This is a genomic window from Pseudomonas sp. AIG (assembly GCF_977020205.1).
This window is the reverse complement of the sequence record NZ_CDROCK010000008.1, coordinates 68,372-94,020: the sequence shown is the minus strand read 5'-3', so window position 1 is coordinate 94,020 and position 25,649 is coordinate 68,372. Positions and strand designations below refer to the sequence as shown.

Genomic DNA, 25,649 nt, shown 5'->3' with positions numbered 1-25,649 from the left:
TCAGATCAATTTAATTCGAGCCGGGTAGGCGATGTTGCGTGGCCGGGTTTCTTCCTTTCCCACCGGTCCAATTAAAGGCGGCGATGTGTTGTAGGCCTCTACATGTTTGATATGAGCTGCAGAGGTTGAAGGGGCGGAAAGGAGCGCTACGCGGTCCCCCTTGCCGGAACCCATCGAGACAGGGTGGGTGTGCCGCTCAAAAGTGTCGGGTGTCCATGAGCCGGCAATCCGACCAATAAGCTGCCACTCACCGGCGCCATCCGTCTGCGACTTGTTGGAGACAACAATCTCTGAACTGTCGACCGAAACAACGGTGGTGCCATTTGGAAAGTCGCCACCCTCCAGAATCATCCCGATCTTCACGCGCGTGCGGCCAGTGATATTGCTAATAACTGCGCTTCCTCGTTTAGTGACACCTGCCAGAGTCGATTTATCGACGCGCCGGTCCTCATCAAGCACCCGGAAAAATTCACCTCTTGCTTCGGGTATCCGAAAGTTTGTTTTGTAGTCGCCGAACGTCCATGCACCTTCCAGATATGTATGTTTTTCTGGGTAAAGCATTCCCGATTGTTGAGCGTGATCCCACAGCCATGGCCATTCATTTCTGTTGAGTAATTGCCCGCTCATGGCGCCGTAGCCACCAGGACTGAACACGGTTGTGGTTTCGAAAACTGGTCGGCCCAATGTCGTACTGTCAAAGCGGCCTATTGGCCACCAACTCCCGGCTCCATCACTGCGCAAGTGCCACCAATCACCGGCGCCCATCAGCACTAGAAATGGATAACCCTCTGGGTTCAAGTGCGTATGAAACTTCAGGCTGTCTTTGCCGTTTGCCTTGATGACTAGCCGATTGATGCTGTTGTCTTTGCGGTGAACAACCACATCTCGCATACCGAGTTTGGCGTCAGATGCTGGTAGTTGGATATTCAAGGCTCGAGCACTGGCGTCTATCAGAACGATGCCCATTTCTTGAGGTTTCAAGGTTCTGGATGACGACACCTTGGTGAACGCTGAGCGTGCGATGACGGCGCGATCCACATAATCTCGGGTCGCCAATACCACGGCCGGATCGATCTTGATCTGAATGTTGGCGGTGCCGTTTGTGATGATGTGCATCCGCACGACCTGGTTACGTCCCGACCCTTGGGCAAGCAGAGGTTTGTAGCAGGGCGGCAGATTCGCAACCGCACAAAACACGCCGTCGCTATCTTCGAGTGCCAACTCTCTCATCCACCAGCCGCCCACTTCTGGGGGCAATACCAGTTCGGCGATCAGCACGTTTGGATCGGTAGGGGAGACGTGAAGCTGATTGAGTGGTGCGCGATGGACCTGATTGATCAGTTGAGTTTGTGAAGGATCAGGCGTGGGGGCGGTGCCGTTGGCATCACCGATCAGCATATGGCTCGGTTTCCACGGAATGCCGAGGGCGTCGCAGTTGGTTTTCTTGGCGGCGCCCGCCGTGGTCAGCATGCCGCCGAATATAGAGTTGTGATCAACCATGGGGGTACAGATCCAGTTCGTCGAGTGTGTAGATGCTTAGGCCGTCGTAGCCCCGGACGGGGATGTCGATGTCCGGGTTGTTCCAGGGGTACACGTCAATATCGTCCCCGTCGAAAACGGAGATGCCAGCGAATGCGTCGAGTCGGGACTCAAGAATGATGTCGAGGCCGGTCAGGTGCCGGGTGAGGGGCTTGGCGTCGTCGATGAGCCACACCAGTTCCTGGTACATGGCTTCGGTGATGCCGGAGTCGAGGACGCCGATGCGTAAGGTGAAGGTGCCGGGCGTGCCGAGTGGGATGCTCTGCCACCATTCAGCGATCTCGATCAGGTGGCCCAGCGGTTCTACTACACGGCGTAAGGCGCCGATGGTGCCCTTGTGCGAGTGGACGTAGTACGCCGCGCGGCAGGCTGCGCGCTTGGCCGACTCGGGCCATTTGCTGTCCCAGCGATCCACGGAAAAAGCCCAAGCCAGGTAAGGCAGCAAGGGCAGGGGGCATTTGTCCGGGTTGTAGAGTGTGCGCAACGGAATCGGCACGCGTTGGATTTCTGCCAAAGCTTGTGCGGCTTGGCGTTCCAGTGGTGTCGAGTTGCCGGGTAGCAGTGGCTGGTAGGTCATCACTCAACCCCCAATGTCAGTTCCACGCTTGTGCAATACGGCGCCTGGTACTTGGTGGCGACGATGTCTTCCCAGTCTTCCAGCACGACTTTGCGCACGCCCTCGACGTGCAGCGCGGCATGCACGATGGATTCGGAAACTTCTAGTGCCAGACGCCGGCGCTGGTGCACGAACTGGAGCAACTGGACTTCGGCTGCTGCGAGGACCAATTCGGTTTCAGGGCCGTTGCTCAGTGGGTAGATCCTGGCTTTGATCTGGTAATTGATGATCTCCGCGCCCTGGACCGTAAGCCGATCCGCGACAGGGCGGCGGTCATCGTCGCTGAGGTACGTTTTGACCTTGTCGAGGAGTGCTGGCGAGGCGGTGCCATCGGCGAGCACGGATTGCACGGTGACCATGGCCTCGGCCGGCGCCGGGCTTTCGGCGGTGGCGTCGGCGACCTGTCCGTCAGCGGTTCGGGCGTGAAAGATGTAGCTGTTGCGCGGGCCGGCGGTGCTGAGGCCTTCCCATGCCATTTGCGCGCGTTCGCGCAAGCTGTCGTCGCTTTCCATCAGCTTGGGGAGGGGCGGCACGGCAGCTGGGTTTGCAGCTTGAATGACCAGCCGTTTCACGTTGAAGTTAGCGGCGAGTTGTTCGAGGTCTGTGCCCTTGGCCAGGGCGAGCATATTGGCAACGGATGCTTCATTGACCCGCTGACGCCAGACGGTTTCCCGGTAGGCGTTTTCCTCGAGTAATTTGGTCAGCGGCTCCGATTCCATGTTGAGCCGGGCGGCGATCTCGGGTTGTTCTTCGATCGGCCAGAGGCTGACGGCGTAGGCCTTGCGCTCGGCGAGGATTTGTTCGTAATCGATCTGTTCGACGATTTGCGGCGCCGGCAGTTGACCAAGGTCGATGGCGACAAAAGTATTCATACGCTGCCCCCCAGTTGCAGAGGCACGCTCAGGCTCAGCGGCTGATTGTTATCGACGATGGTGCCTTCGAACTCCAGCGACGCCAGGCCCTGAAGGTTCGCGCCGATGAACTGGATACGGCTGAGGCTGATGCGGGTTTCCCAGCGCATCAGGGCCATGACCGTGGCGGCGTATACCTGCAAGCGGGTGAAGTCGTTGAACGGCTGATCCACCAGCTCGGGGAGCAGGCTGCCGTATTCGCGGCGCATGACGCGGGTGCCGATGCGAGTGGTCAGGATGTCGGTGATGGACTGGGCGATGTGTTCGACCAAGCCGAGGGCTGCGCCGGTTTCTCGATTCATTCCGGTTTCCCCGTTTTCGCGCTGCCGTGCATGACATTGCCGTGCAGATGCTTCACCAGACTGATGCCGGCCGCGATGACGTTTTCGGACACAGTTACCGTGCCGGTGATGTTCTGGTTACCGGTCTGGGTGTAGTCGCCCTCATGGGTGATCGGGCCGACGATGTGGATGCCGCCCATGCTGGTCAGGTTGGTGGTGCCGCCTTCGGCCAGTGTGGCGTTGAGGTGGTGCGCAACGCTGTCGTATTCGATGACTGTGCCGTCGCGGTAGGTGCAGCGGTGCAGGCCTTCGCGGTCGCCGTTGGCCAGGATGTTGTCGCTGAACAGGCCTGTCAGGACCACGCCGTTGCTAAGCTGGCCGGATGGGCTGAAGAGGATGACCTGCTCGCCTTCGGTGGGTGGGTTCCATTCGCGGTCGGCGCCGGAACGGGCGGCGATCCATGGAAGCCAGCCGGTGGTGAGCGTTCCGGTTTTGACCTGCACGCGCGGGGGCTTCATCTGGACGGCAGCGATGGTACCGAGGCGGATGAGGTTTTCGATCAGGCGGGCAAGGGTGGCTAAGTCGTTCATGAACGGATCGTGATGTTTCACATGCGCGAACGCAGCAGCCGGCACTTGTAAGAGGTGCCTCTACAATCAGGAATAACAAAAGGGGGGGAGCGAATTTGGCCTATAATTTCTTTCCTCTAATTGATGAAGGGTGTCGTATGAAGAAAGTAAGTTTGAAACGGCGTGTCAGAGAAGCAGCTGGTGAAATGCCAGTGACAGACTACGCCGAGGCGATCATTGACGCATTTATTGAAAGCGAGGTGCTGAAGGAAGTTCCTGTAATTTCATCGATATTTGGTGTCTCAAAAGGATTTAGGCGTTTCAAAAGTTTCCGGTTCAAACAGAAGGTCGAGGAGTTCTATAGTTCGGCCGGTACTTACACCGAAGAAGAAATGAAAAATTTTTCTTTGATGTTGGAGCAGGATGGTAAAAAGGAAGAATTTCTCTTCTCTCTTATTGAACTTCTCGAAAAAGTTGATTCTGAACAGAAAGCCAAAATTATAGGTGGGGTTTTTCGTCGGCTCGTTAAGAAAGAAATTGATGTTGATCAATTCCACGATCAGGTTCGTGTGATCAATTCGATGATGTTAATGGATATTTTCAAGTTTATGCATGGATATCATAATGATTTTCACATGGAAGACGGATTGGGAGATATTTTGTTGATTTTGCGGCTTTCTAAAAGAGAGATTTCACTTGCTATGCGTACGGTAAATATGATGAAGCGAGATTCGGAGCAGTATGTGAAGATTTCTTTTGCTCTGACTGATGCGGGTAAAAGTTTTCTGACGACATTGCATCAGGTTCACGAAGATAAGATAGAGCCGTCAATTTTGTACAAAGGTGAAGTTTGATAAATGTCGTTTAAAGGACAAGGTGATCAATTGACATGTCTCTGACTGAGTTAATATTCGCATCAGTCTCATGGCGCCGATCGTGGCGCCATGCTCGTGCGAGTGCAGCCTCGGCTAGTGGTAGTCGTATCAACTACACTACGATCTCGCAGGCTCGTTTTAGAAACCTTGATACCATCCAAATGCTTTTCCGATGCCAAGCCCAAGCAAAATGCAAATGGCGTACATGGGCATATTCAGAAAGCTCGCTATAGCACGCAGGCGTGATCTGATAGTTTCGTATTCTTTTCGATAGTATCGCTGCGATTTTTTTAGACCTCGAACTCTCTCTTTTAGTATTGAAAGCTCCCTCCATGTCTTGTCTAGGGCTTTCATTCCATAGTCTTTATTGATGTTTGGCCAGTTTGCATATGGAGTGAGTTCTGAAATAGTTAATGCAGGGTCGGACCTTCCTTCCCTGCCTTCCTCTCCCTCCCATATAAAACGTATGCCTGAGTTCATGTAAAGTTTATTACGGCGCTCTTTGTTTCCCTTGCCAGCATCACCAGAAATCACTGTTATTGGAGCAACAGTGTAAGAGGGGTCGAACTGTTTCGCCCAAGAAACAATTTTGTGGAAGATATAGGTGCCTATGTGTAAGCCTTGCATGCATCCGTCTACCATGACTGAGCCGTTTGTCAGCTTTACCATTTTGCGACTATCGTTAAGCTCCCCACCCATCTCGCTGATCAATTGGCCTGCTTTGAAGAGTCCTTGACTTCCATATAAATAAGTGGCTCTCACTGTTATCTTGGAGCTTGCGGTCGGAGTTCCCTGTAACGACCATGTTGTTGATTTAAGCTGGGTTTCAATGAGTATGTAGTGACTATCTTGAACGTGAGTGTTGCGGTGGCACACCTCAATAATTTCTAAATTTTTAGTTATGTCTTCGGTAGTTAAGTTGACATTCAATTTGACCGGCGCGTCAATACGCTCCATTGCTTAATTCCTGTAGTGGCGCTTTGGTATGGCGTTACTTTATGCGATCTATGCTTGGGAGCAACAGGATTTTACCGGTGAAGCGGCTTGCCAAGGTGCGTTAAAAGACCATCTCGAATCAAATCAAGATCATTGTCAGTGAAGCCAAGAATTTCACGCTTGTCATACTGCACGTCAGATGCTCCGCGCTCAGCACGATCCCTCAAGCCATACTGATGCACTCTGGCAATTCGGGCTACGCGCCCGGCAAACCCAATGAATATCGCGTTCCCATCGCCGTATTTCTTCAGAAAACTGGCGGCACGAAGCTTCTGAAACATCTTCAACTTCCGTTTCACCCGTCCCTGTTTACCTCGCAGGCTGCGCTGCTTTCGCGGCGCGTACTTTCTGCCATCTGGGTTTTGCTGGGCAATGATTCGCTGCTGCTGGCTACGGCGCAACACTTGACCGAGGCTGCGAGCCAGTTTGTTTCGCAATGTCGGCTCAAGCTGTCCGAGCAAACCCGCCGCCCAATCTTCCAGCGCTTCCAGGCGGTTGGTCATTTCGGCAGCACCCATTCACTACCAGTACCCTGCGCACCAGGTATCCAGTTCGGATCAAGAGAGTCAGCGGCCCGTTGGGGTTCGCCAGGATGTCGAATAGAAGTGTTGCCTTGGTCGTCCTTACCCACCACCACACGCTCGGTCAGCGGCAGTGTCAGGCTCATATCCACTTTGCTGTTGTCGAGAATGTCAGCCTCGAACTGGATGCCGTCAGCGGCCTTGCTCAGGTTCTCCAGCAGCTCGGACTGATGGACGCTCAACCAACCCAGCAACGGCAACATCACGCTATCGGGGTGGCCGGCGAAGTCGGTGAGGATGACCTGTAGGTAAAAGCTGTACTCAAACGAGAGCGAGTGAGCGGCGGTGCAGCGGATCTTGCCGTTGTCGATGAAGATCAACAGCCGGTCAGGGTTGTGCTTCAGCTCACTGACGGTTGCGAGCAAATGAGCGCGCAAGTTTTCAGGCTTGTTCATTATTGGTTCTCAGTTCCATAGGTTCATCATCTGTCGTTGCCGGATTGCGACCTGTGCTTCGGGCATTTGCACCAAAAGGCCTTGCGGCAAGGTCGGGCCGTGGTCGGCGAGTCCGGGGTTGGCTTCGAGTACCGCTTCTGTCACGCCGGCGGTGCGGCCGTAGTGACGCCAGCACAGGGCATCGACGGTGTCGCTCTGCTGAGCACGGATGCTGACGGCCATCAGATCAACTCCACGGTGGTGCGGCCGAGGCCGAGGAAGTCGCGCACGGCCCAGCGTTGGTCGCGGCGCAATTCGTCGATGCTCGGGGTCAGTTCTTCGGCATTCTGGTTGCCGCTGTTGGTGCTGTCGTATGAGCGGTAGCGCTCACAGATCTCCGCACCGGTCGCGGCGTAGATCGCCCGCTGATAAAGGTGAACAAGTTCGGATTTGTCCTCGATTTGTTCGGCCGGTACGTCCGCGAGAGTGGCGTAGCCTTCGGCCTGCTTGGCGCGGCGCCATGTGGCGAACTCGCGGTTCACGCTGATGGCGGCGGCGATGGTCGCGGTTTCCAGACGGATCGGCGTGACGCTGGAGTCGATGCGCAAAGTGCCGCGCACGTCGTCGAGGTCGATCGATGGCCAGAAGGGGTCGGTGTTGATGTGGCCGCTGGGGGCCGGAGTAGTGCTGCCGCCCGCTACGAATCCGCTCATGAGTCTGTGCTCTGTTGTAGGTCGCCGGTGGTCGGGGCTTCACGTTCAGGAGGAGCGGCCTGGCCGATCCGCCCCGAGCCGGCGGGGTGCGTGGGGATGCTCGGTTAGCTGCCAGTGGCAGCGAGTTTGTTGAGCAGGCGTTCGGCCCGCTCCAGATCCTTTTTGCCACCGCAGGCGTCGTGTAGGTCGATGGCCTTTTTCAGCAGATCAATGCCGGCCTGTACCTGACCGGGTTGCCCGGGCTTCTCATCGGTGATGCCTTCCAGCGTCACGCGCCCCATGGAGAGGAACAACTTGGCGCGGGCCTGATCGGGCATGTCCTCGGCGTCGGTAAGTTCAGCGGTGCGTTGCAGAATCGCCAGCTCAAACGGTTCGCCGACTTTCAGCGCCTTGAGCGCGACGGTGGCAACTTCTTCCGCGACCAGGCAGCCGGTGGTGCGTTCGAACCGGTCAGGCATGATCAATTTGTGTTTGAGCACGTAGTCGGCAATGTCGAGGGCGCCGCTGAAGTCTTCGGCGTCGATGCGCCAGACCATGATGGTGGTCAGCACTTCATCTTGTGCGCCTTTGCCGCCCTCAAGCACGCCTTGCACGTAGGGGATGTAATCGGGCAGCAACTGACGCTTGAGTTCGGCTTTGCCCTGATTGGACTGCACCTGTTTCAGGCGCAGGCGGTCTTGCAGCAGTTGATTGAGCTGATGTTCATAGGCCGTGGCGCCGGCCATGGTTTGAGTGGGGTTGGCCGCTGCCGCTTCGATGGCGGCACTGACACGAACAAAATGGCGACGGCAGGGGTTGGTCATGGTATCCGCCTCAGCTCAGGGTGATGTTTTCGGCCATGGCGGCGCAGCCCAGGTCTTCGATCACGTAGCTTTCGTTGACTGATTCGAAGTTCTCGATGCGGTCGCGTTTGGCGTTGTCGACGACGGTGCGGCGGCGGGTGCCTTCCTGCCAGTAGATCGACAGGTTGTCGAGGCGAGTCACCAGCAGGCCGTTGGCCGGGAAGTGCGGCACTCGGACGGCCGGCAGATTGCCCAGGCGTTTCTGGCTGGTGACGATGTCGGCGGCCAGCATTTCGGTCGGCGCCTGGGTTTTATTAATGATCGGGAAGTATTTGTCGGCCAACAGCTGACGGCCGCAGATGACCACCAGATCGGTGTCCTCCTGATACCAGGGGTCGATGAACTCGTTGACCATGCTGACAACCAAGGCGTCGATGTTTTCGAAGTCCTTGCCGGCGCCGATCTCGATCTTGCCACTGCCTGCCACAACTTCGGCCATGACGCGGGCTTCGTTTTCGATGCGCATTTTTTGCAGCCAGCCGATGTTGACGTCCTGCAACAGCGGGTTGGTGGCCGGGTTTGAGGTGGAGGCGCGGCTGGTGCCGTTCCAGCCGATCATGATCCGGTTGAGCGCCTGAACTTTGATGATCGCGTCACGGATGCGCGCCTGGAAGTCTTTGAACTTCGCCCACTGATCCAGCTTTTGGTAACGCAGGCCGGTATCGAAGTTAGTTTGAGTGCAGGTGTACCCGCGGTTGTCCAGGCTGCTCGGGTCACGGGGTTCGCGATCCTTCACGGTAGTGTCGGTGGTGCTGGCAATAGTGCCGTCGATACCGATGCCGATCTTCTCGCCAGACTGCTCAGTTACGCCGTAGATGTTGATCGAGGTGAGGAACGCGCTTGATTCCTGAATGCGGGTTTCGAGCGTTTGGGCAACGCTCGGTGCAGCGGTGAATTTGGTGGTGACGTCGCTCACGCCGTGCAGTTGGGCGAGCTGTTGCAGGTACGCATTAAAAAGAACGCGTGTGTCGTTGCGCATGATGGTCGTCCTTGGTTGTGCGGGGCTGACTTTCAGCAGTCAGTCACTACCGAGTTGTCGCCGCCGGTTACCGGAGGGCGCGTTTTCTGGTTGGGATCCTGGGTGGTGGAAAGTTGGGTTTTCAGTTCGGTGAAGTCTTTGCTCAGTTGATCCAGCCGGTTCTGCAGGCTTGCCGAACACTTCTTCGCAGCTGCCATTTGTGCGGGCAGATCCTTGACGTGTTCGGCGACGGTTTCGACTGCTTGGCTGATGTGAGCGAACTCGTTGTCATCCTTGCTCTGCTTGCCGCCGAGCAGGTTTCTCACCGTGCTGAGTAAGTGAGCGCCGATGCTCGGTTTTTCTTCGAATTCCTCGAACGTCAGCTCTGTTTCCAGCGCCTCGGTGAACATTGATGTCGCGGAGTAGTGGCGATCCTTGAACGGGCTGACGTCTGGTTTCTGGGCCGAGAATGACAACACGTCGGTGCCTAGACTGGCCGGTGAGTCAGTCACACCGAGACCCACGATGTAAGCCTCACCGGTATCGGCGAAGCTGTCGTCGATTTCGATTGAGGTGTAAATCTTCTGTTTTGCTTTGTTCATGGCGATCAGGTCAGCCGTCGGCTCGACCTGGGCGAACAGAGCCAGTTTCTTTTGTCCGTTGATGTCCACTTCTTCGGTTTTCACCGCCAGAACATCGCCGTAGGCCTTGAATGGGCTGTCGGGTAGCAAGCTGCGGAAATGCTCAAGCCAGATTCGCGCGCCGTAGGTGGATGGGTTGAAGTTCTTCGCAGCCTGTTCCAGCCAGTTGCGTTTGATGGTGCGCTTGTCCGAGGTAGCGCCCTCGACGGCGACGCGGAACCAGTTGCTGCGGAATTTCTTCATGTCGGGAAACCTCAGTGCATAGGGTAGCCTGCTGCTGGACGAGCAGAACGCTGTGATGAGGGGGGATGGTCGCTACACGTACTCATTACTTCAACGCGTAGCGGTTGTAGATCTCGCGATCACATGATCGGGAGCAGGCATTTTGAAAAGCGCTGGCTTCATGCCATTATGTGCGGTGTGAAATTGGATCCACTTTAGATTTGTCGTTCATGTTTGCTGACTTAAGTGCATTTGAATAGGAGTTCGTGATATGGCAGGGGATAGCTTGAATAATAACCGCATAAAATTTGCATACTATCTTGCTGGATGGAGATTTGATTCGGGTAATAAATCAGTGCTTCGTTCGACAGCAAGATCTATTCTGACATCAGAATACCAACAGGAAATGAAGGGTGAAATTTTTTGCCCAGAATGTTGCGTTGAGTTGTTCATATCGCCAAGTAATGCGCAAAATGACGCTAATGGAAGACCCGCTTTTTTTGCACATAGCAGCAAAAGAAGGCTTCCTTGTGGGTTAAGAGTGAAAAAGCGTGAGGGGCTTCATTTCACTGACGAGGAGGAAGCGAAGCAAGCAATAGATGATGGGTTGCTAGTTGTTGTAAAAGAATTCATGAAGGAACGGCCTGTGGCTCCGATGCTACCTGGCCAGCAATACAGTGGACCTGTAGTCGAAGATATCAACGGTGACCTTGCTGATATTCCCATTCCAAGGCATAACGGCCAGAAGATTAAAGTCCCTAGTCGTATTACGACGGTGCGTGGGCTGACACGCAATTTTGATAAGAACTACCACAAGTATTACTATCTACCGGGGGCGCAGTATGCTCAATTGTTAAGTGATGCTTTGACAGATGGAGCGTTTGTCGAAGACACAAATGAACATGCAAAGCTATATTATGGGAAAATTATCGATTCATTTGCAATGGGAGCGGGCAATCCTTCAAATATACAGATGACTCAAATCGAGTACCGCTCTGAGTCTGGTTATCGAGATTTCTTCCTAAAAATGTCCGTTCGAGACTCTGTGGAACATGGTATTGATCAAACCGCGATAGGTCGAACTCTTTTGATGTACGGGCCTGTAGTTACCAGTGGTATGGGGCTGGCGATAACAAACCTAGGGTGGGGTGAGTTTTCGTTACTGCCTGCAAAGTATGACGCCGTGCTATATCCTGACGAAACAATAACCTACGAGTTAACTCTGGAGCAGCGTCTAGCTGATATGACAGGTTTGACTGTAGAGGAATTAGAGCAATGGATGGAAAGTGAATCTCAGGAAATCACCGATGATGATGTGCTCATTGGGCATGTTATTAATTTCCGTTCCACGACACCCGCGGCGATTATGAATCGAGTTATTGGTCGTACTGGAGAATATACAGCAAATGTAGGTGTCATTGATCTGGATGTTGAGTAAGCATTAGATGTTACTGAAGATAATCTAATTTTCGCTGCAAGAGCAATCAATTATAAGGCAAAGGACTGTCCGTATAGCCGTGATCGTTGAGTTGTTGGGTAAAGGACGACAAGGACAGGGTTATAGAGAGCATCGGTTCATAAGGCAGCATCGCGGCCATGACTACGACCGAACTGCTGCCTATCGACCCGCGCCGCCAATCCAAGTTTCTCTACTGGATGGGTTGGCGTATCTGCGAGATCGCCGAGGCTACGGGCGGAAAGGAAAAGACGCTACATAGCTGGAAGGCCCGCGATGAGTGGGACCGGGCGGACAGCGTCGAACGCATTGGTGGCGCACTGGAAGCGCGGTTGGTGCAACTGATCCTTAAGGAAGGGAAAAGCGGCGCTGATTTCAAAGAGATTGATCTGCTGCACCGGCAACTGGAGCGCCAAGCGCGGATCCAGCGCTTTCAGGGAGGCGGTACCGAAACCGACCTCAACCCGAACTTGGCAAAGCGCAACGCTGAGCCAAAGAAGAAGGCCATTAAAAACGAAATTGATGAAGACCAGATCGAGCTGCTGCGCGAGGCCTTCATCGATGGCTGTTTCGATTATCAGAAGGATTGGTACCGCGCCGGCAATCAGCGCACTCGCGTCATTCTCAAGAGTCGGCAGATCGGCGCGACTTACTACTTCGCCCGCGAGGCGTTCATCGATGCGCTGGAGACCGGCCGCAACCAGATTTTCCTGTCGGCTTCGAAGAACCAGGCCTACCTGTTCCGGGGCTACATTCAAGCGTTCTGCCGCGAGATTATCGGCGTCGAGCTGACTGGCGATCCCATCGTTTTGCCCAACGGCGCCGAACTGTTTTTCCTCGGTACCAACGCCCGCACTGCCCAGGGCTATCACGGCAATTTCTACTTCGATGAGTTCTTCTGGACGTTCAAGTTTGAAGAGCTGAATAAGGTCGCCTCGGGCATGGCGATGCACAAGAAGTGGCGCAAGACCTACTTTTCTACGCCGTCGAGCATGGCCCACGAGGCGTACACCTTCTGGACGGGCGAGCGCTTCAACAAGGGCAAGCCCGCCGCACAGCATACGAAGGTTGACGTGTCCCACGGTGCGCTCCAGCAGGGCCGGTTCTGTGAGGATCGGTTGTGGCGGCAGATCGTCACGATTCTGGATGCGGAGCGGGGCGGTTGTGACCTGTTCGATATTGAGGAACTGCGCCGCGAGTACAGCCCCGAGGCGTTCGCCAACCTGCTGATGTGCGAGTTCGTCGACGATGGCGCGAGCATCTTTCCGCTGACCCTTTTGCAATCGTGCATGGTGGACAGTTGGGTCGAGTGGGCCGAGGACTACAAACCCTTCGCCATGCGCCCGTTCGGCGACCGCCAGGTTTGGATCGGCTATGACCCGGCCGAGACGGGCGACTGTTCCGGCATGGTGGTGGTCGCGCCGCCACTGGTTCCGGGCGGCAAGTTCCGCATCCTCGAGCGTCACCAGTTCCGGGGCATGGACTTCGCCGCGCAGGCCGCGTTCATCAAGAGCGTCTGCGACCGCTACTGGGTGACCTACATCGGGATCGACGTGACCGGTCTGGGCAGCGGCGTGGCCCAGCTGGTGCGCCAGTTCTTCCCGGCGGTGACCACCTTCAGCTACTCGCCCGAAGTCAAAACCCGCCTGGTACTCAAGGCCTACGACGTGATCCACAAGGGCCGGCTCGAATTTGATGCCGGCTGGACGGACATGGCCCAGTCACTGATGGCGATCCGCAAAACCGTCACCGCCGGCGGACGTCAGTACACCTACACGGCCGGCCGCAACGACAACACCGGCCACGCCGATCTGGCCTGGGCGCTCTTTCACGCATTGCACCACGAACCGCTTGAGGGGCAGACCACTGCCAATACCGGGCGCATGGAGATTTACTGATGACTGAACAAATTGCCAATCAGATGTTGCCCGCCACTGCACCCGCTACCGGCGCCGGGACGCAGGTTTTTTCCTTCGGCGAGCCGACGCCAGTGCTGGGTGGCCGGGAGGTTTTCGATTACCTGGAGTGCCGGTTCAACGGGCGATGGTATGAGCCGCCGTTGTCGCTGGACGGGCTGGCCCGGTCGGTGGGGGCGAGCGTGCATTTGCATTCGGGATTGATGTTCAAACGCAACCTATTGAGCAAGACGTTTATCCCGCATCGGCTGCTGTCGCGGGCTTCGTTTGAGCAGTTTGCGTTGGACTTCCTGTGCTTGGGCAATGGCTACCTTGAAGGGCGCCGCTCGCAGTTGAGCGGGGTACGCAAACTGGAAACGCCGTTGGCCAAGTACATGCGTGCCGGCCCGGACGGGCAGTTTTACCAAGTGCGGGGATGGAAGGACGAACATGCGTTTGAGCCGGACAGCATTTTTCATCTGCGTGAGGCAGATCTGCACCAGGAAATTTATGGGTTGCCGGAGTGGATCAGCGCGCTGCAGTCGGCGCTGTTGAACGAGTCGGCGACGTTGTTTCGGCGCAAGTATTACGAGAACGGGAGTCATGCTGGGTTCATCTTGTATATGACAGATGCGGCGCAAACCGAGGCTGACATCGATGCGTTGCGCAAGGCGCTGAAGGAATCGAAGGGACCAGGCAATTTCCGGAATTTGTTCGTTTACTCGCCGACTGGTAAGAAAGACGGGATTCAACTGATCCCTGTGAGCGAGGTGGCGGCGAAGGATGAGTTCAACTCGATTAAGAATCAGACGCGGGATGACATATTGGCGAGCCTGCGGATTCCACCGCAGTTGATGGGCATCGTTCCGCAGAACGCGGGCGGGTTCGGATCAATCAGGGAGGCGGCGCAAATCTATGCAGCCAATGAGCTGGAGCCGATTCAGACCCGAATGACAAAGGTGAACGATTGGATGGGGGATGAGGTTATACGATTCAGAGCTTATCGAGTCGAATTAACAGAGTAATAGTCGTAAATTTTGAGTCTCCGTGCATTGGAGTAAAAGAGAGCTAGTAATGAGTTGTAGCTCTCTTTGTTCTATCATTAGGTATTATTTTGTTCGTGTCTTTTAATTCGGTCTTGGATATACCTGAAAACTGAGTAAACAGAATTTATAATGAAGGTTGCTTCAGGTTCATCAAGTAGCTCGTTTGCATGCACGAGACTCGCTTTGTTTCTGATCGTGGAAAATGCGTCGATGGACGCGGAAAATGACTGGAGTACCCTTGTTATTTCAGATGCGCGGGGGCCGTCTGGAGCGAGGGCGGGATGCTGCTCCCGAAGTAGTTTGAAAGCTTTGGATGATGTCGTATCTTCTGGTAGTTGAAGTCCTATCTGTCCGCATAGATGCAATAAATATCCATGCAGGGCTGTGTGTGCTCTGTCCACCGCGTTTGAAGAACTAGTACTGCCAAGGAGTGCTTTTGCGTCCGATAAAGCGCGTTCTACAACACTCGTTGGGGATAATGTAAGTGCTGGAGGCGTTAAATAATTTGAAGCCTCAAGAAGAGTGTTGTCTGAAATTCGGAACGGAACGTTGTTTCTTTCAAGGATGGAATTTATATTCGCGTGACTAGGTGTGTGGATTTCATAGTGCTGCAAATGTTCGCATGCGTCACAAAATGCAGAGATAAAGGCGGGCGCATCGGAAGCCGCCTCTGATGCTCTTTGTTCTAGGTCTGATTCTGCCCATGAGAGGCTGGAGCTACTCGAGTATGGGTAGCTACTAACCTTTGAAAAGTTCTCCTTGAATTTCTCAATTACGTACTGCTTGTCGCCTTTTGTAGTGATTCTCCTCGCCAAGCTAAGAAACTCGTCCACTACGTTTCTTTCCAGTGGTGTAGATGCACCCATGGGAAAGCGAAGATCTGCAGTCATGTCCAAAGGCATTTCATTTCTCCCAAAGAGTTGCTGAGCGCGTTTCTATATTAGACGATGGTGGGTGTCTATTACTCATCATCTTTAAGTCCGACACCATAGGGCACTGATGACTGGTATCGTGCTGAGCCACCATGGGTTTGCGGACGAGGATGAATTAGCTGTTTCGGAGCTTTGGCTTCCTCAATCCACAGCTGTACACCGTGAGTCTCTGCCAATAATCGAACGAATCCACGAAGCATATTCTCTGAGAACTGATACCAGCCATTCCTGTTTTCACTCATTTTCCTTAATACACCACCATGGGATTCTTTGGTTAGAATGCTAAGTCGTTGAGAGAATTTTTTACGGTCAATAGGTTGTATTTTTTCTGGATGATCACTTCGACTTAGGTCTCTGAGTATGCGCTCATATGATGCATACATTGAATCTATGTTTCGGTGTAAATTTGCAGAGTCTGCCGCCGCCCAAATTATATGGTGAAAATCTTGGCTGTGCCTGAGAGTGGCTTTATCATAAGGCTTCCTTATTTGCTCTTGCACAGATTTTACGGCGTTTTCTAATGCTATGATGTAATGCTTGGATGTTGCTTGATGGCTAGTTTCCTTATCATCAAATACCGCCCAAAGTAAATGTTCGGTTATCAAGTGGACGTAATAGGGGAAGCCATCACTTATTCCAGCAACGCGATATTTTATTTCTTCGTCGAAGGTTATCTTAAAGGCCTCGAGAGCTTCAACTAAGATATCCCATCTTGAGTCCCAGGAGATTGGGCTAAGGGGTATTGGTTTGAGTTGCCTAATGCTGGATAAGTGTCCGCCTAGAAGATCGTCCAAGGAAGTAGCGATACCGCTAAAAATCATTGGTACATATATGCCGGAATCTCCCATTTTTTTAAGGAATTCGGCAAATTTAAAGCGCTCTTCTTGATTGGTTATTGCATCGAATTCGTCAATTACAATTATTGGTTTGTCAGAGTGTATTTCGCGAATGTCGGAAATTACATCAAGCGCTTGGTCCATGTTTGTTATTTTTGGTGCTTCTGGTTTGCTGCTTGTTTTATATGCTACTTCGAGGGTTATTATTTTTAGATTTATGCCGCCTTTGGTTTGTAATTCTGTAGTATCTAGAGAATCAATTAGGCTTCGAGCAATGCTTTCAATTATGTCTAGGAATGTACTGGTTTTAGTACACCCTATTTGAATTATTGAAGCGTCAGAAGTTTGGTATTGGAATGCTGCGGTTTGGGCAAGTGATGATTTTCCTATCCCGCGATCACCGTAAATGAATATATGGCGTCCATCCGCAAATAACGCTCTCCTTATTTCGTCAAGTTCGCTCTGACGTCCTTTCAGAAGTTCAATAGTGTCAATTGGTTTCGATGGACGAACATGCCTATGGATTTCTGTCCCGAATTGTTCTTCTGAGTAGCCTTCGATCATCCCAGAGATTCCTTTCACAAAGTGTTGTTTTCGGCAGCGCTGCTATCACTTCACTGATCTTGCTCATCAGACCAGGGTTAATCGTTCTCAGTATACCGGTGTTCGGCAATTTCTAACGCGTATGCACGGCAGCGCTGTCGTGGCGAATGATGCTCGCTGGCGCGCGCCGTCGTCCCCCCACCTCGCCTGCGGGCTAAATGGGTCTTTTTTTCCGCAGTCCTGAGATCCACTTAGCGCAGCTAAGGCTGGGCATTGTGATACTGAATGAATGAGATAGAAAGCCTGCGAATCCCTGCGAAGGGTAGGGCACCCGATGCGTTTTCCCAGGGTCGTTGTTTCGTCAGACATGAGGCACCCTCAGGCGCTGATTTTCAGGAGCGGAGTCGGAAAAAAGTAATGTGGTAATTCGGATATCGGTAGACCGCTGAAAGCCCCGTATCCACTGGCTTCGCTGGATTACTTCGGAGGGTAATTTTGAGTAATGAAAAAGGTAATATGAGCGTAAGTGACTGATTTATAGAGGGTGAATAAACAGAAAAATTACTTACTTACAAGGTAATTACCTTACCTCTACATTACCTAAGAATTACCTTGTGCCGATTCCTTGTAGGCCAGTCAAATCATGCCTCTCAGACCGATCAGTTGATTAAATTGCCGAAATTACCTTTTTCCGATGCCGTTCCCGAAAAAACGGATATCCCTCTATAGCCCTTTGCGTGTTCGAATGCCCCACAAACCCATGGGACTGCCATGGGAACGCTTGCGCGCTAACTATCTGCCTGACCCCTTGTAAACCGGGCACTGACTCCGCGAAAAGCGCAATCGGGCTGTTTCGAATCTTTCATTACCCGCGATCCTCGGAGCGATTTCAATTTCGTTCTGTATCTTCAGCACGACTGCCCGGGGACATCTCAAGCACCTAGCGAAGCAATGGGAGGTGCGCAAATTTATCCGCTGTTAATTAAATAGCTAGCACTAATAATTTAGTCGGTGTTAAATGGGTTGTCTGTTGTAAATTCCCTCGCAACCCATCGCATCTGGAGAGAAATTATGCTTAAGCGTCACAGGGAGACTCTCGAAACCCGCTTGGAGGAAGTCAAATGCAAGGGGTGGACGTACATACTGTGGAGTGAAATCTACCTTTGGTATGACGCGGAACGCATCGCAGTCAAAACGTACAAGGATATCCTGGCAACTTATCGCGACCTGATAGATGACGAAAATGCTTCTCTTGCGCTTACGGCCGTTCGTAGTGGGTTTCTCCTGACACCTCCTTCGGAAACGTCAACCATGGAGGCGATCATTGATCACGGCTATGATCGAGCCCCATCCATCGCTGATCTGAACGGATGAGTTTGTAAGGGTTGAAAAGGGCGTGCATTGACTAGCAAATTCCTTCATTTGGATTCTTGTTAGGGTGCACGGCTGCTAGGCGTGATGACATGGCAGGTTCCTTTTTCTCGGTTAATCATGCGGCCTACAAGGCCGCATTGAGTATCCAAAAATGCGTAGTCGACCATCCAAATGCGCTCGCAATCCAGCAGTTGGGCAGTAGTAATCAGCTTGAAAAGCGTTCCGCAGCTGTTTCAGGCACCCTTATGGAACGGGCCCTAGAGCGCTTTAGAAATCAGTAGCTTGCGGAACGCATTGCGTGCTAACCTATTGATCTACTTAGCTTTGTAGCGTGGATTGCAAATCCACCTACGCCGGTTCGATTCCGACCTCGGCCTCCACTATAAACAAGCTCCGTAGATCCATGATTTACGGAGCTTTTTTATTTGCATTGCGCCGCAAGATTTAGTCTTGAAAAACGGCCATTGCAAACTTGCTTCACCGGGAAGTGATGTATATATTTCCCGCTCTGTTGTTCAAGGTTGGATCCTGTCAGGATCTCGACTTCTGAAGCAGAAAGACAGCAGTACCGCGCTACCGCCCGAATGGCGAAACTGGTAGACGCATGGGACTTAAAATCCCCCGCTCGTAAGGGCGTGCCGGTTCGATTCCGGCTTCGGGCACCATGAATATCAAAGGCCTGCATGAGCTTTCTCATGCAGGCCTTTTTTTGTGCCTTTTTTATGCGGGGCTAAACAAACGCCTGGCCGCTAAAACCTCGAGGCAAGCGCTGGAGTCCGGCCATTGCTGTCAGCCGTTCGATCCATTCTGTGCGCCAGTCTGTTGCGCTGTGTGTGGTTTTGCCCTGTCGGGACATTCTTCGGGCTGCGTTACGCTGATCCTTTCGTGCCTGTTTGTAGGCATCGGTATTGCGGCAACTGCGACACTTCACACGATTGAGTTCGGTACTCGCTGAAAGTTGTTTGCCTTGATGCCCACAGGCCAGATGCCCGTCAACATTGAAGTGGATAACCATAACTGTCTCCTTTGCAACATGTATGAGTTGTGACAACTCACGCCCAGCGCCGTTCGCTGCTTGGGCGCAGACAAGAAAATACCCGCATGCGGGCGGGTGATCGCTGTCGTGCAAAGGAGTCATTGGTGCACAGTGGTCGTTAGGTGAAACACGTAATTGCTGGAAAAACCAACATAGCGACCATACGCGCACGCGGTGACGGATGTGTCACCGCGGTGAAGAAAACTCCCGAGGCCCTGGCGAGTTCTGCGTCATCTGAACCGAGGCAGTGGCCGATCGGCAGGTTTGAGCGCCGACAGCGTATTGCGAATCAGCGGAGCATCCTTCTCGATGTCGTTCAGCCGGTCACGGATGCGCAGGGCGGTCGGGTGTCCGCCTTGGTGGTCGACCCAGTCGGCGATCTCTTTGCAGGCGGCCGCGAGGCGCGCTTGTCGAGCGTCGAGCAGGGTGAGGAGGGTGGTGATGGACTCTTTTTCGGACATGGAACACCTCCGTTCTATGAAACCTGAGCTGCAGCAAAAAGCCCGCGTGTTGCGAGCCTTCTGCCGTGGGGTGCTGCTCCTTCAGCTGGTTTCAGTATAGACCCGCTTCTGATTGGCATCAGCCGGACGATTCGCGGGCCGGTAGTGGGGAACTGACTGCGTTGAGACGCTTGCATTCGCGCAGCGCGTCTTCCTCTGCGTCGTAGCCATCGCCGATGAAACCGCCCGTGCGCGTGTCACAGATGCGATGCCAGCCAATGGCTTCTGCGGGATCATGCTGGCAATCACCGGCACGTCGACCGTGAATAATGATCTTGTTGCAACGCTTCACGACGAAAATGTCTTCCATGGCGTCACCGCAGCTGATTCGTGTCAGATCAACTATAGAAGCCCTCGGCAATCGTGCAAAAAATACACAGCTCAGCTCGTCGGTTGCCAACGCCAGCCTTCGATGTGCCAGATCAGGTGATGGCTTGGATTTAACACCCTTAGAAATGCTTGATCGTGGGAAACCACGACAATCGCTCCAGGAAATGTCTGCAGGGCTTGTTCGAAAGCTTGCACCGACGCCAGGTCCAGATGATTGGTGGGCTCATCCAGCAGCAGTAATTGCGCCGGTGTCTGGCGCCACAGCGCCAACGCGAGCGCTGCTTTCAAGCGTTCGCCACCACTGAGTGAGGCGCAGGGCCGGGTGACACGCTGCGCATCCAGTTGCAGTTGAGCGAGGAAGCTGCGCAACGTGCCTTCGCTCAGGGGCGTTTGCTGCGCCTGCAACTGATCGACGATGGAGGTGTGGTCATCCAGCAATTTAAGCTGTTGATCGAGAAAGGCAAAAGGCACATGCGTGTTGCACTCACCGCTGACCGGCGACGCTTCGCCTGCAAATAATTTCAACAACGTCGATTTGCCACAACCGTTGTGCCCGCTGACAGCAATACGCATCGGTCCTTGAATGACGAGATCCAGTCGTGTGCTGGGCGCATCGGCCGGCAACCATGGCAAGCATGCGTCGATCAGCGTGCACACCCGGCGATTACTCGGAACCACACTGCCCGGCAGATTGATCAGCACGCCGTCGTCCGGGCGGACGTTGGCGTACGCCTCTCGAACGCGCTCATCCAGATCGGATTTGCGTGCCTGATGACCGACCTTTACGTGGCCCATGATGTCGCGCGCGGCCGCTTTCATCGCCGCCCGTTCGAAGCCAGAGACGTTTGCAGTTTGCGCATTGCGCCGGCTGCCAGCCGCATGGCGCTGAATCGTGTCGTGCTCGCGTTGCAGTCGTGCGCGTTCACGCTGACGCTGACGCTCGGTACGGGCCTGATCGAGTTGCGCCTGCGCCGCTTGTTGATGTACCCGGCGATACTCGGCGAATTCCGAGAACCTTCCGCTGAAAGCGCTTGCCCCCGTAGACGTAAGTTCGACGATTCGCTGCATCTGCTCCAACAATTGCCGGTCGTGACTGACGATAATCAGACCGCCGCGCCATCGTTCAAGCACGTTCCTCAACCATTGCCGACCGGCACCGTCGAGGTGGTTGGTCGGTTCGGCGAGTACCAGCAATTGCGCCGGACTCAGCAGCGCACCGATCAGGGCAATTCTGGCCTGCTGGCCGCCGCTGAGATTTTCGGCGAGGTCCGTAGTGGTGATGTCATTCAACCCGGCCTCATCGAGCATTTGGCGCAAACGCTCCGCCAGATCCCAGCGTTCGTCGATGAGATCGAAGTCGCCGGCAGTGGCACCGCCGAGCTTCAGTCGCTCCAGTGCGCTGAGCGCCGGGGCCGTTCCCGTAGCTTCTGCCACGGTTTGCCCCGGTTTAATAACAAAAGTCTGCGCGACGTAATGCGCGGGAACTGAATGTAACACGCTGCCGGAGGTGGGCTGCAACTGTCCGGCAATCAGACGTGCGAGTACACTTTTGCCGACACCATTGCGCCCGACGATAGCGGTCGGTTGACCATCAAAATTCAGGCTCAGGCTTTCGAAAAGCGTTGCGCCATTGGCAAACTGAAAACCCAGTTGATTCAGGGAAACGAGTGCGGCTGTACGCGAGACGTGAGTCATCGGCACCTCCAAAAAATGTCGTGAACACTGACAAACGCCGAGAACGGCGTGTCGCGAGTACATTTTTAGAAGGTTGAATTGTTCACGTCTGCAGTCGTCCGGAAGAGGAGAGGGTGGCTAGCCTAGATGACGCTCCCCCGTGGATCAAGATGCGTCGGTCATTTCGCTCATTCGCTCAAGGAACATCGCCAATGCCACTTCCTCGGCGCGCAAGCCTTTGCGCACGCGTGGACGAGGCAGTTCCGCGAGAGCGCCGAGCATGAATTTTTCCACCACGGCGGGGTGGATGTAGCACTTGCGGCAGACCGCCGGGGTGTTGCCCAACTGCTTGGCGACGCCTTTGACCATCTCCACCACATGCCGTTTGGCCTCGGTCTCGGACTGCCATTGCAACTCGCGCAACACCGCCAGGGCCAAAGCACTGCCCGCCCAGGTCCGATAGTCCTTGGCGGTGAAATCGGCGCCGGTCAGGGTTTGCAGGTAAGCGTTGACGTCGGAAGAGCTGACGGTGTGGCGCTCGCCGTTTTCATCCAGGTACTGGAAGAGGTTCTGCCCGGGAATCTCCAGACAACGCTTGATAATGCGCGCCAGGCGTCGATCCTTGACGGTGATCTGATGCTCGATGCCGCTCTTGCCGCGAAACTGGAACAGGATCGCGCTGCCGTTGACTTCGACATGTCGGCTGCGCAGGGTGGTCAGGCCATAGGAACGGTTGTCGCGAGCATATTGCGTGTTGCCGACGCGAATCAGTGTGGCGTCGAGCAGAGTGATCACCGTGGCCATGACCTTGTCACGACTGAAGCCGGGCGCGGCCAACAGCGCCTCCAGTTGTTTGCGCAATTTTGGCAGCGCCAGACCGAACTCGCGTAGCCGCGAGTACTTGTCGGCATCGCGCACTTCGCGCCAGCGAGCGTGATAACGATATTGCTTGCGGCCACGGGCATCACGGCCGGTGGCTTGCAGATGACCGCGCGGGTCAGGGCAGATCCATACGTCGGTATAGGCTGGCGGCACGGCGAGGCCATTGATGCGTTTGATCTCGTCGGGATCGCTGATGCGCTGGCCTGATGGTTCGAAATAGCTGAACTTGCCGCGCAGTTTTTTGCGGGTGATACCGGGCTGGGTGTCATCGACGTAATGCAGGTCGGAGGGCAATTCGGCAATCAACTCGGTGTCGGGCATGGCGGTTTCCTTCGATGGCGCGGCGGTCTGTAAAACGATTGACCGCACGCCACTGCCGTCGTGCCGAATGATTCAGGCGAGGACCGCGACCGCTTTGATCTGCGCCCATAATGGCTGGCCCGGGTGCACACCCAGCTGATCTCTGGAATAGCGGGTGATGCGCGCGAGCAGCGGGGTGCCGCCGGCATCGAGACGAATCAGCACGTGGGCGGCATTGTCGGCCGATTGTTCGCTGACCACGATCACCGGCAATCGATTGAGAATGCTACTGAACTCGCTGTTCTGCAGGGTCAGGCTGATATCGCGTGCGTGTACTTTGCAGCGCAGGGCCTGACCCAATGCCATTGGCGCGTGGGTGACGCGGATGTTCATCTCGGTGGCCGGTAACTGCAGGCTGAGTAATTGATATTCCTTATCGTAAGCGCTGACCTGGCCTTCAATGATCACGCCGGCGTCATCGCCCATCGCCATCGGCAGATCCAGACGTGCGAGGGTTTCGCCGATCGGGCCGCTGGCCAGTGCTTTGCCCTCGCTGAGCAACACCAGGTGATCGGCCAGGCGTGCGACTTCATCCTGCGCATGGCTGACGTACAGCACTGGAATCTCCAGCTCGTCATGCAGACGTTGCAGGTAGGGCAGGATTTCATTTTTGCGCTGACTGTCGAGCGCCGCCAGTGGCTCATCCATCAACAGCAGTTTCGGGCTGGTCAGTAACGCTCGGGCGATGCCGACACGCTGACGCTCGCCTCCCGACAAGTGCTGCGGATGGCGTTCGAGCAAATGACCGATGCCCAAAAGTTCGGTGGCCTGCGCCATGTCGACCCGACGCTGTGATTTGGCGATACGCTTGAGGCCGAATTGCAGATTGGCCAGCACCGACAGGTGAGGAAACAGGCTGGCTTCCTGAAATACATAGCCGAGCGCACGTTTGTGTGGCGCGACGAAAATACCGTTTTCGCTGTCTTGCCAGACTTCGTCGTTGATCCGGATAAAGCCGTGTTCGGCGCGCTCAAGTCCGGCAATGCAGCGCAGGCAGGTGGTTTTACCTGAGCCGGAATGCCCATAAAGCGCCGTCACGCCACGTCCCGGCAAATTCAGGTCGACGTCGAGGCTGAAATCCGAATAGGCAATGTTCAGACGTACATCAATCATCGATCAGCTCCAGCCTGCGCGGGTCTTGCGGCTGGAGTACAGCGCCAGCAACACCAGAAACGAGAACGCCAGCATCACCCCGGCCAGCCAGTGCGCTTGTGCATATTCCATCGCTTCGACGTGGTCATAAATTTGTACCGAAACCACGCGGGTCTTGTCGGGAATGTTGCCGCCGATCATCAGCACCACGCCGAATTCACCGACGGTATGCGCGAAGCCGAGGATCGCCGCCGTGATAAAACCGGGACGTGCCAGTGGCAGAATCACGCTGAAAAAAGTGTCCCACGGATTGGCGCGCAGGGTAGCGGCCACTTCCAGTGGACGGGTGCCGATCGCCGAGAACGCGTTTTGCAACGGTTGCACCACGAACGGCATGGAATAGATCACCGAGCCGATCACCAGGCCAGTGAAGCTGAAGGTCAGAGTGCCCAGGCCCAGCCATTGGGTGAATTGGCCGAGAAACCCGTGCGGACCCATCATCAGTAGCAGGTAGAAGCCGATCACCGTCGGCGGCAAAACAAGGGGCAGGGCGACGATCGCCCCGATCGGGCCGCGCAACCACGAGCGGGTGCGCGACAGCCACAGGGCAATCGGAGTGCCGACAACCAGCAGGATCGCGGTGGTCAGGGACGCCAGTTTCAGGGTCAGCCAGATCGCCGCGAAATCGGCACTCGTCAGCGACATTTAGAGCTGGTAACCGTAGGACTTGATCACCGCAGCGGCTTTCGGGCCTTTGAGGTATTCAACCAGGGCCTTGGCGGCAGCATTGTCTTTGCCTTTGTTGAGAATGACGGCGTCCTGTTTGATCGGGTCGTGCATATCAGCAGGGACGATCCATGCCGAACCGCTGCTGACTTTGCCGTCCTTGTAGATCTGCGACAGCGCGACAAAACCCAACTCGGCGTTGCCGGTCGATACGAACTGGTAAGCCTGAGTGATGTTCTGGCCTTCAACGATCTTGGCTTTGGTGGCTTCGGTCAGTTTGAGCTTTTCCAGCACTTGCGTGGCGGCCAGGCCGTATGGTGCTGCTTTCGGGTTGGCGATGGACAGGTGCTGGTACTCGTTCTTTTTCAGAACCTCGCCCTTCGCATCGACATAACCTTCCTTCGCCGACCACAACGCCAATGTGCCAATGGCATAGGTGAAGCGCGAACCTTTGACGGTATCGCCTTCTTTTTCGAGTTTTTCCGGGGTGGTGTCGTCAGCGGAGAGGAACACTTCAAACGGCGCGCCGTTTTTGATCTGGGTGTAGAACTGGCCGGTGGCGCCGTAGGCTGCGACCAGTTTGTGCCCGGTGTCTTTTTCGAAATCGGCAGCGATGGCCTGGATCGGCGCGGTAAAGTTGGCTGCCACCGCCACCTGTACTTCATCAGCCTGAGCAGCGCCGATGGCGAAGACCGCGAGCAAAGAGGCCAGGCAGGTAGGGGCAAAACGTGAGGCACGAGTGGTCATGTAACAGCTCCGTTGTTGGCGGGTGCAGAGGGCAGTGATTGTTGGAGGTGGACTGCGCCGATGCGAGGGGGTGAATTCGCTATATAACGAAATATATAGCGA

Annotated in this window: 28 protein-coding genes and 1 tRNA gene; 6 read left to right on the top strand and 23 right to left on the bottom strand. The window is 54.7% G+C overall.

Translation table 11 applies throughout. The features are described from left to right. The 5 genes from ACWR1S_RS07570 to ACWR1S_RS07550 are packed head-to-tail and all read right to left on the bottom strand — an operon-like array spanning window position 1 to window position 3,937. Entirely contained in the window at window positions 1-1,500 is a 1,500-nt protein-coding gene (locus tag ACWR1S_RS07570; RefSeq protein ID WP_454563025.1) for a phage tail protein, read from the bottom strand. Further along, complete coding sequence (locus ACWR1S_RS07565) at window positions 1,493-2,116, bottom strand: phage tail protein I (RefSeq protein ID WP_454563024.1); 624 nt, start codon at window positions 2,114-2,116, stop codon at window positions 1,493-1,495. Before ACWR1S_RS07565 ends, ACWR1S_RS07570 begins: the two co-directional genes overlap by 8 nt. Continuing rightward, window positions 2,116-3,027 carry a baseplate J/gp47 family protein gene (locus ACWR1S_RS07560; RefSeq protein WP_454563023.1) on the bottom strand — a complete coding sequence of 304 codons (912 nt, stop codon included), beginning with the start codon at window positions 3,025-3,027 and terminating at the stop codon, window positions 2,116-2,118. Before ACWR1S_RS07560 ends, ACWR1S_RS07565 begins: the two co-directional genes overlap by 1 nt. Next, window positions 3,024-3,368 (bottom strand): GPW/gp25 family protein, encoded by a 345-nt coding sequence (locus ACWR1S_RS07555; protein WP_454563022.1) that lies wholly within the window; start codon window positions 3,366-3,368, stop codon window positions 3,024-3,026. The genes ACWR1S_RS07560 and ACWR1S_RS07555 overlap by 4 nt, the downstream gene beginning before the upstream one ends. Then, entirely contained in the window at window positions 3,365-3,937 is a 573-nt protein-coding gene (locus ACWR1S_RS07550) for a phage baseplate assembly protein V (protein WP_454563021.1), read from the bottom strand. Before ACWR1S_RS07550 ends, ACWR1S_RS07555 begins: the two co-directional genes overlap by 4 nt. Before the next feature lie 137 nt (window positions 3,938-4,074). Between ACWR1S_RS07550 and ACWR1S_RS07545 the strand changes: the two genes are divergently transcribed. Next, the gene (locus ACWR1S_RS07545) at window positions 4,075-4,770 is read left to right on the top strand and encodes a hypothetical protein (RefSeq protein ID WP_454563020.1); all 696 of its coding nucleotides are present in this window, start codon (window positions 4,075-4,077) and stop codon (window positions 4,768-4,770) included. Between the two features lie 159 nt (window positions 4,771-4,929). On the opposite strand, the gene ACWR1S_RS07540 is transcribed toward ACWR1S_RS07545, so the two are convergent. From ACWR1S_RS07540 to ACWR1S_RS07505, 8 genes are all read right to left on the bottom strand, one after another. Then, the gene (locus ACWR1S_RS07540) at window positions 4,930-5,748 is read right to left on the bottom strand and encodes a hypothetical protein (RefSeq protein WP_454563019.1); all 819 of its coding nucleotides are present in this window, start codon (window positions 5,746-5,748) and stop codon (window positions 4,930-4,932) included. A 71-nt stretch (window positions 5,749-5,819) separates the two neighbouring features. Then, window positions 5,820-6,290, bottom strand: coding sequence for a phage virion morphogenesis protein (locus tag ACWR1S_RS07535; RefSeq protein WP_454563018.1), 471 nt, complete (start codon window positions 6,288-6,290; stop codon window positions 5,820-5,822). Beyond that, complete coding sequence (locus ACWR1S_RS07530; protein ID WP_127651643.1) at window positions 6,287-6,763, bottom strand: phage tail protein; 477 nt, start codon at window positions 6,761-6,763, stop codon at window positions 6,287-6,289. The genes ACWR1S_RS07535 and ACWR1S_RS07530 overlap by 4 nt, the downstream gene beginning before the upstream one ends. Before the next feature lie 9 nt (window positions 6,764-6,772). Continuing rightward, on the bottom strand, window positions 6,773-6,985 hold the full coding sequence (locus ACWR1S_RS07525; RefSeq protein ID WP_127651642.1) for a tail protein X: 213 nt from the start codon (window positions 6,983-6,985) through the stop codon (window positions 6,773-6,775). Then, entirely contained in the window at window positions 6,985-7,455 is a 471-nt protein-coding gene (locus tag ACWR1S_RS07520) for a head completion/stabilization protein (protein ID WP_454563017.1), read from the bottom strand. The genes ACWR1S_RS07525 and ACWR1S_RS07520 overlap by 1 nt, the downstream gene beginning before the upstream one ends. Window positions 7,456-7,559: 104 nt before the next feature. After that, complete coding sequence (locus tag ACWR1S_RS07515; RefSeq protein WP_454563016.1) at window positions 7,560-8,258, bottom strand: phage terminase small subunit; 699 nt, start codon at window positions 8,256-8,258, stop codon at window positions 7,560-7,562. Window positions 8,259-8,268: 10 nt separating this feature from the next. Further along, window positions 8,269-9,276, bottom strand: coding sequence for a phage major capsid protein, P2 family (locus ACWR1S_RS07510; protein ID WP_454563015.1), 1,008 nt, complete (start codon window positions 9,274-9,276; stop codon window positions 8,269-8,271). A gap of 32 nt (window positions 9,277-9,308) precedes the next feature. Next, window positions 9,309-10,139, bottom strand: a complete 831-nt coding sequence (locus tag ACWR1S_RS07505; protein ID WP_454563014.1) for a GPO family capsid scaffolding protein — start codon at window positions 10,137-10,139, stop codon at window positions 9,309-9,311. 250 nt (window positions 10,140-10,389) lie between these two features. On the opposite strand from ACWR1S_RS07505, the gene ACWR1S_RS07500 reads away from it, so the two are divergent. The 3 genes from ACWR1S_RS07500 (at window position 10,390) to ACWR1S_RS07490 (ending at window position 14,494) form a co-directional block, all read left to right on the top strand. Further along, window positions 10,390-11,556: a hypothetical protein gene (locus ACWR1S_RS07500; RefSeq protein ID WP_454563013.1), complete on the top strand. Its 1,167-nt coding sequence runs from the start codon at window positions 10,390-10,392 to the stop codon at window positions 11,554-11,556. 158 nt (window positions 11,557-11,714) lie between these two features. Beyond that, window positions 11,715-13,472, top strand: coding sequence for a terminase ATPase subunit family protein (locus ACWR1S_RS07495; RefSeq protein ID WP_454563012.1), 1,758 nt, complete (start codon window positions 11,715-11,717; stop codon window positions 13,470-13,472). Between the two features lie 23 nt (window positions 13,473-13,495). Beyond that, window positions 13,496-14,494, top strand: coding sequence for a phage portal protein (locus ACWR1S_RS07490; protein ID WP_454563070.1), 999 nt, complete (start codon window positions 13,496-13,498; stop codon window positions 14,492-14,494). 77 nt (window positions 14,495-14,571) lie between these two features. Here the strand turns inward: ACWR1S_RS07490 and ACWR1S_RS07485 are convergent, their stop codons facing one another. Next, window positions 14,572-15,417 carry an abortive infection family protein gene (locus ACWR1S_RS07485; RefSeq protein ID WP_454563011.1) on the bottom strand — a complete coding sequence of 282 codons (846 nt, stop codon included), beginning with the start codon at window positions 15,415-15,417 and terminating at the stop codon, window positions 14,572-14,574. A gap of 59 nt (window positions 15,418-15,476) precedes the next feature. After that, window positions 15,477-16,847, bottom strand: coding sequence for an AAA family ATPase (locus ACWR1S_RS07480; RefSeq protein WP_454563010.1), 1,371 nt, complete (start codon window positions 16,845-16,847; stop codon window positions 15,477-15,479). A 1,050-nt stretch (window positions 16,848-17,897) separates the two neighbouring features. Here ACWR1S_RS07480 and ACWR1S_RS07475 point away from each other — a divergent pair. After that, entirely contained in the window at window positions 17,898-18,200 is a 303-nt protein-coding gene (locus ACWR1S_RS07475) for a hypothetical protein (protein WP_122590935.1), read from the top strand. A 578-nt stretch (window positions 18,201-18,778) separates the two neighbouring features. Beyond that, window positions 18,779-18,865: transfer RNA gene (locus ACWR1S_RS07470), tRNA-Leu, on the top strand. 65 nt (window positions 18,866-18,930) lie between these two features. Here the strand turns inward: ACWR1S_RS07470 and ACWR1S_RS07465 are convergent. From ACWR1S_RS07465 to modA, 8 genes are all read right to left on the bottom strand, one after another. Beyond that, window positions 18,931-19,215 (bottom strand): hypothetical protein, encoded by a 285-nt coding sequence (locus tag ACWR1S_RS07465; RefSeq protein WP_454563009.1) that lies wholly within the window; start codon window positions 19,213-19,215, stop codon window positions 18,931-18,933. Between the two features lie 251 nt (window positions 19,216-19,466). Next, window positions 19,467-19,697 (bottom strand): hypothetical protein, encoded by a 231-nt coding sequence (locus tag ACWR1S_RS07460; RefSeq protein WP_454563008.1) that lies wholly within the window; start codon window positions 19,695-19,697, stop codon window positions 19,467-19,469. 118 nt (window positions 19,698-19,815) lie between these two features. After that, entirely contained in the window at window positions 19,816-20,046 is a 231-nt protein-coding gene (locus tag ACWR1S_RS07455; RefSeq protein ID WP_454563007.1) for a hypothetical protein, read from the bottom strand. Window positions 20,047-20,117: 71 nt separating this feature from the next. Further along, the gene (locus tag ACWR1S_RS07450; RefSeq protein ID WP_454563006.1) at window positions 20,118-21,761 is read right to left on the bottom strand and encodes an ATP-binding cassette domain-containing protein; all 1,644 of its coding nucleotides are present in this window, start codon (window positions 21,759-21,761) and stop codon (window positions 20,118-20,120) included. Between the two features lie 144 nt (window positions 21,762-21,905). Beyond that, complete coding sequence (locus ACWR1S_RS07445) at window positions 21,906-22,943, bottom strand: DNA topoisomerase IB (protein ID WP_454563005.1); 1,038 nt, start codon at window positions 22,941-22,943, stop codon at window positions 21,906-21,908. A 72-nt stretch (window positions 22,944-23,015) separates the two neighbouring features. Then, complete coding sequence (gene modC / locus ACWR1S_RS07440; protein ID WP_454563004.1) at window positions 23,016-24,095, bottom strand: molybdenum ABC transporter ATP-binding protein; 1,080 nt, start codon at window positions 24,093-24,095, stop codon at window positions 23,016-23,018. A 3-nt stretch (window positions 24,096-24,098) separates the two neighbouring features. Further along, window positions 24,099-24,779 carry a molybdate ABC transporter permease subunit gene (modB, locus tag ACWR1S_RS07435; protein WP_454563003.1) on the bottom strand — a complete coding sequence of 227 codons (681 nt, stop codon included), beginning with the start codon at window positions 24,777-24,779 and terminating at the stop codon, window positions 24,099-24,101. Further along, a complete protein-coding gene (gene modA / locus ACWR1S_RS07430) occupies window positions 24,780-25,547 on the bottom strand; it encodes a molybdate ABC transporter substrate-binding protein (protein WP_454563002.1) in 768 nt (255 codons plus the stop codon). Window positions 25,548-25,649: the final 102 nt, after the last annotated feature.

Bases quoted from the DNA above. Each gene is read 5' to 3' on its own strand.
- ACWR1S_RS07570 (WP_454563025.1), bottom strand. From the start codon at position 1,500: ATGGTTGATCACAACTCTATATTCGGCGGCATGCTGACCACGGCGGGC.
- ACWR1S_RS07565 (WP_454563024.1), bottom strand. From the start codon at position 2,116: ATGACCTACCAGCCACTGCTACCCGGCAACTCGACACCACTGGAACGC.
- ACWR1S_RS07560 (WP_454563023.1), bottom strand. From the start codon at position 3,027: ATGAATACTTTTGTCGCCATCGACCTTGGTCAACTGCCGGCGCCGCAA.
- ACWR1S_RS07555 (WP_454563022.1), bottom strand. From the start codon at position 3,368: ATGAATCGAGAAACCGGCGCAGCCCTCGGCTTGGTCGAACACATCGCC.
- ACWR1S_RS07550 (WP_454563021.1), bottom strand. From the start codon at position 3,937: ATGAACGACTTAGCCACCCTTGCCCGCCTGATCGAAAACCTCATCCGC.
- ACWR1S_RS07545 (WP_454563020.1), top strand. From the start codon at position 4,075: ATGAAGAAAGTAAGTTTGAAACGGCGTGTCAGAGAAGCAGCTGGTGAA.
- ACWR1S_RS07540 (WP_454563019.1), bottom strand. From the start codon at position 5,748: ATGGAGCGTATTGACGCGCCGGTCAAATTGAATGTCAACTTAACTACC.
- ACWR1S_RS07535 (WP_454563018.1), bottom strand. From the start codon at position 6,290: ATGACCAACCGCCTGGAAGCGCTGGAAGATTGGGCGGCGGGTTTGCTC.
- ACWR1S_RS07530 (WP_127651643.1), bottom strand. From the start codon at position 6,763: ATGAACAAGCCTGAAAACTTGCGCGCTCATTTGCTCGCAACCGTCAGT.
- ACWR1S_RS07525 (WP_127651642.1), bottom strand. From the start codon at position 6,985: ATGGCCGTCAGCATCCGTGCTCAGCAGAGCGACACCGTCGATGCCCTG.
- ACWR1S_RS07520 (WP_454563017.1), bottom strand. From the start codon at position 7,455: ATGAGCGGATTCGTAGCGGGCGGCAGCACTACTCCGGCCCCCAGCGGC.
- ACWR1S_RS07515 (WP_454563016.1), bottom strand. From the start codon at position 8,258: ATGACCAACCCCTGCCGTCGCCATTTTGTTCGTGTCAGTGCCGCCATC.
- ACWR1S_RS07510 (WP_454563015.1), bottom strand. From the start codon at position 9,276: ATGCGCAACGACACACGCGTTCTTTTTAATGCGTACCTGCAACAGCTC.
- ACWR1S_RS07505 (WP_454563014.1), bottom strand. From the start codon at position 10,139: ATGAAGAAATTCCGCAGCAACTGGTTCCGCGTCGCCGTCGAGGGCGCT.
- ACWR1S_RS07500 (WP_454563013.1), top strand. From the start codon at position 10,390: ATGGCAGGGGATAGCTTGAATAATAACCGCATAAAATTTGCATACTAT.
- ACWR1S_RS07495 (WP_454563012.1), top strand. From the start codon at position 11,715: ATGACTACGACCGAACTGCTGCCTATCGACCCGCGCCGCCAATCCAAG.
- ACWR1S_RS07490 (WP_454563070.1), top strand. From the start codon at position 13,496: ATGTTGCCCGCCACTGCACCCGCTACCGGCGCCGGGACGCAGGTTTTT.
- ACWR1S_RS07485 (WP_454563011.1), bottom strand. From the start codon at position 15,417: ATGCCTTTGGACATGACTGCAGATCTTCGCTTTCCCATGGGTGCATCT.
- ACWR1S_RS07480 (WP_454563010.1), bottom strand. From the start codon at position 16,847: ATGATCGAAGGCTACTCAGAAGAACAATTCGGGACAGAAATCCATAGG.
- ACWR1S_RS07475 (WP_122590935.1), top strand. From the start codon at position 17,898: ATGCTTAAGCGTCACAGGGAGACTCTCGAAACCCGCTTGGAGGAAGTC.
- ACWR1S_RS07465 (WP_454563009.1), bottom strand. From the start codon at position 19,215: ATGGTTATCCACTTCAATGTTGACGGGCATCTGGCCTGTGGGCATCAA.
- ACWR1S_RS07460 (WP_454563008.1), bottom strand. From the start codon at position 19,697: ATGTCCGAAAAAGAGTCCATCACCACCCTCCTCACCCTGCTCGACGCT.
- ACWR1S_RS07455 (WP_454563007.1), bottom strand. From the start codon at position 20,046: ATGGAAGACATTTTCGTCGTGAAGCGTTGCAACAAGATCATTATTCAC.
- ACWR1S_RS07450 (WP_454563006.1), bottom strand. From the start codon at position 21,761: ATGACTCACGTCTCGCGTACAGCCGCACTCGTTTCCCTGAATCAACTG.
- ACWR1S_RS07445 (WP_454563005.1), bottom strand. From the start codon at position 22,943: ATGCCCGACACCGAGTTGATTGCCGAATTGCCCTCCGACCTGCATTAC.
- modC (WP_454563004.1), bottom strand. From the start codon at position 24,095: ATGATTGATGTACGTCTGAACATTGCCTATTCGGATTTCAGCCTCGAC.
- modB (WP_454563003.1), bottom strand. From the start codon at position 24,779: ATGTCGCTGACGAGTGCCGATTTCGCGGCGATCTGGCTGACCCTGAAA.
- modA (WP_454563002.1), bottom strand. From the start codon at position 25,547: ATGACCACTCGTGCCTCACGTTTTGCCCCTACCTGCCTGGCCTCTTTG.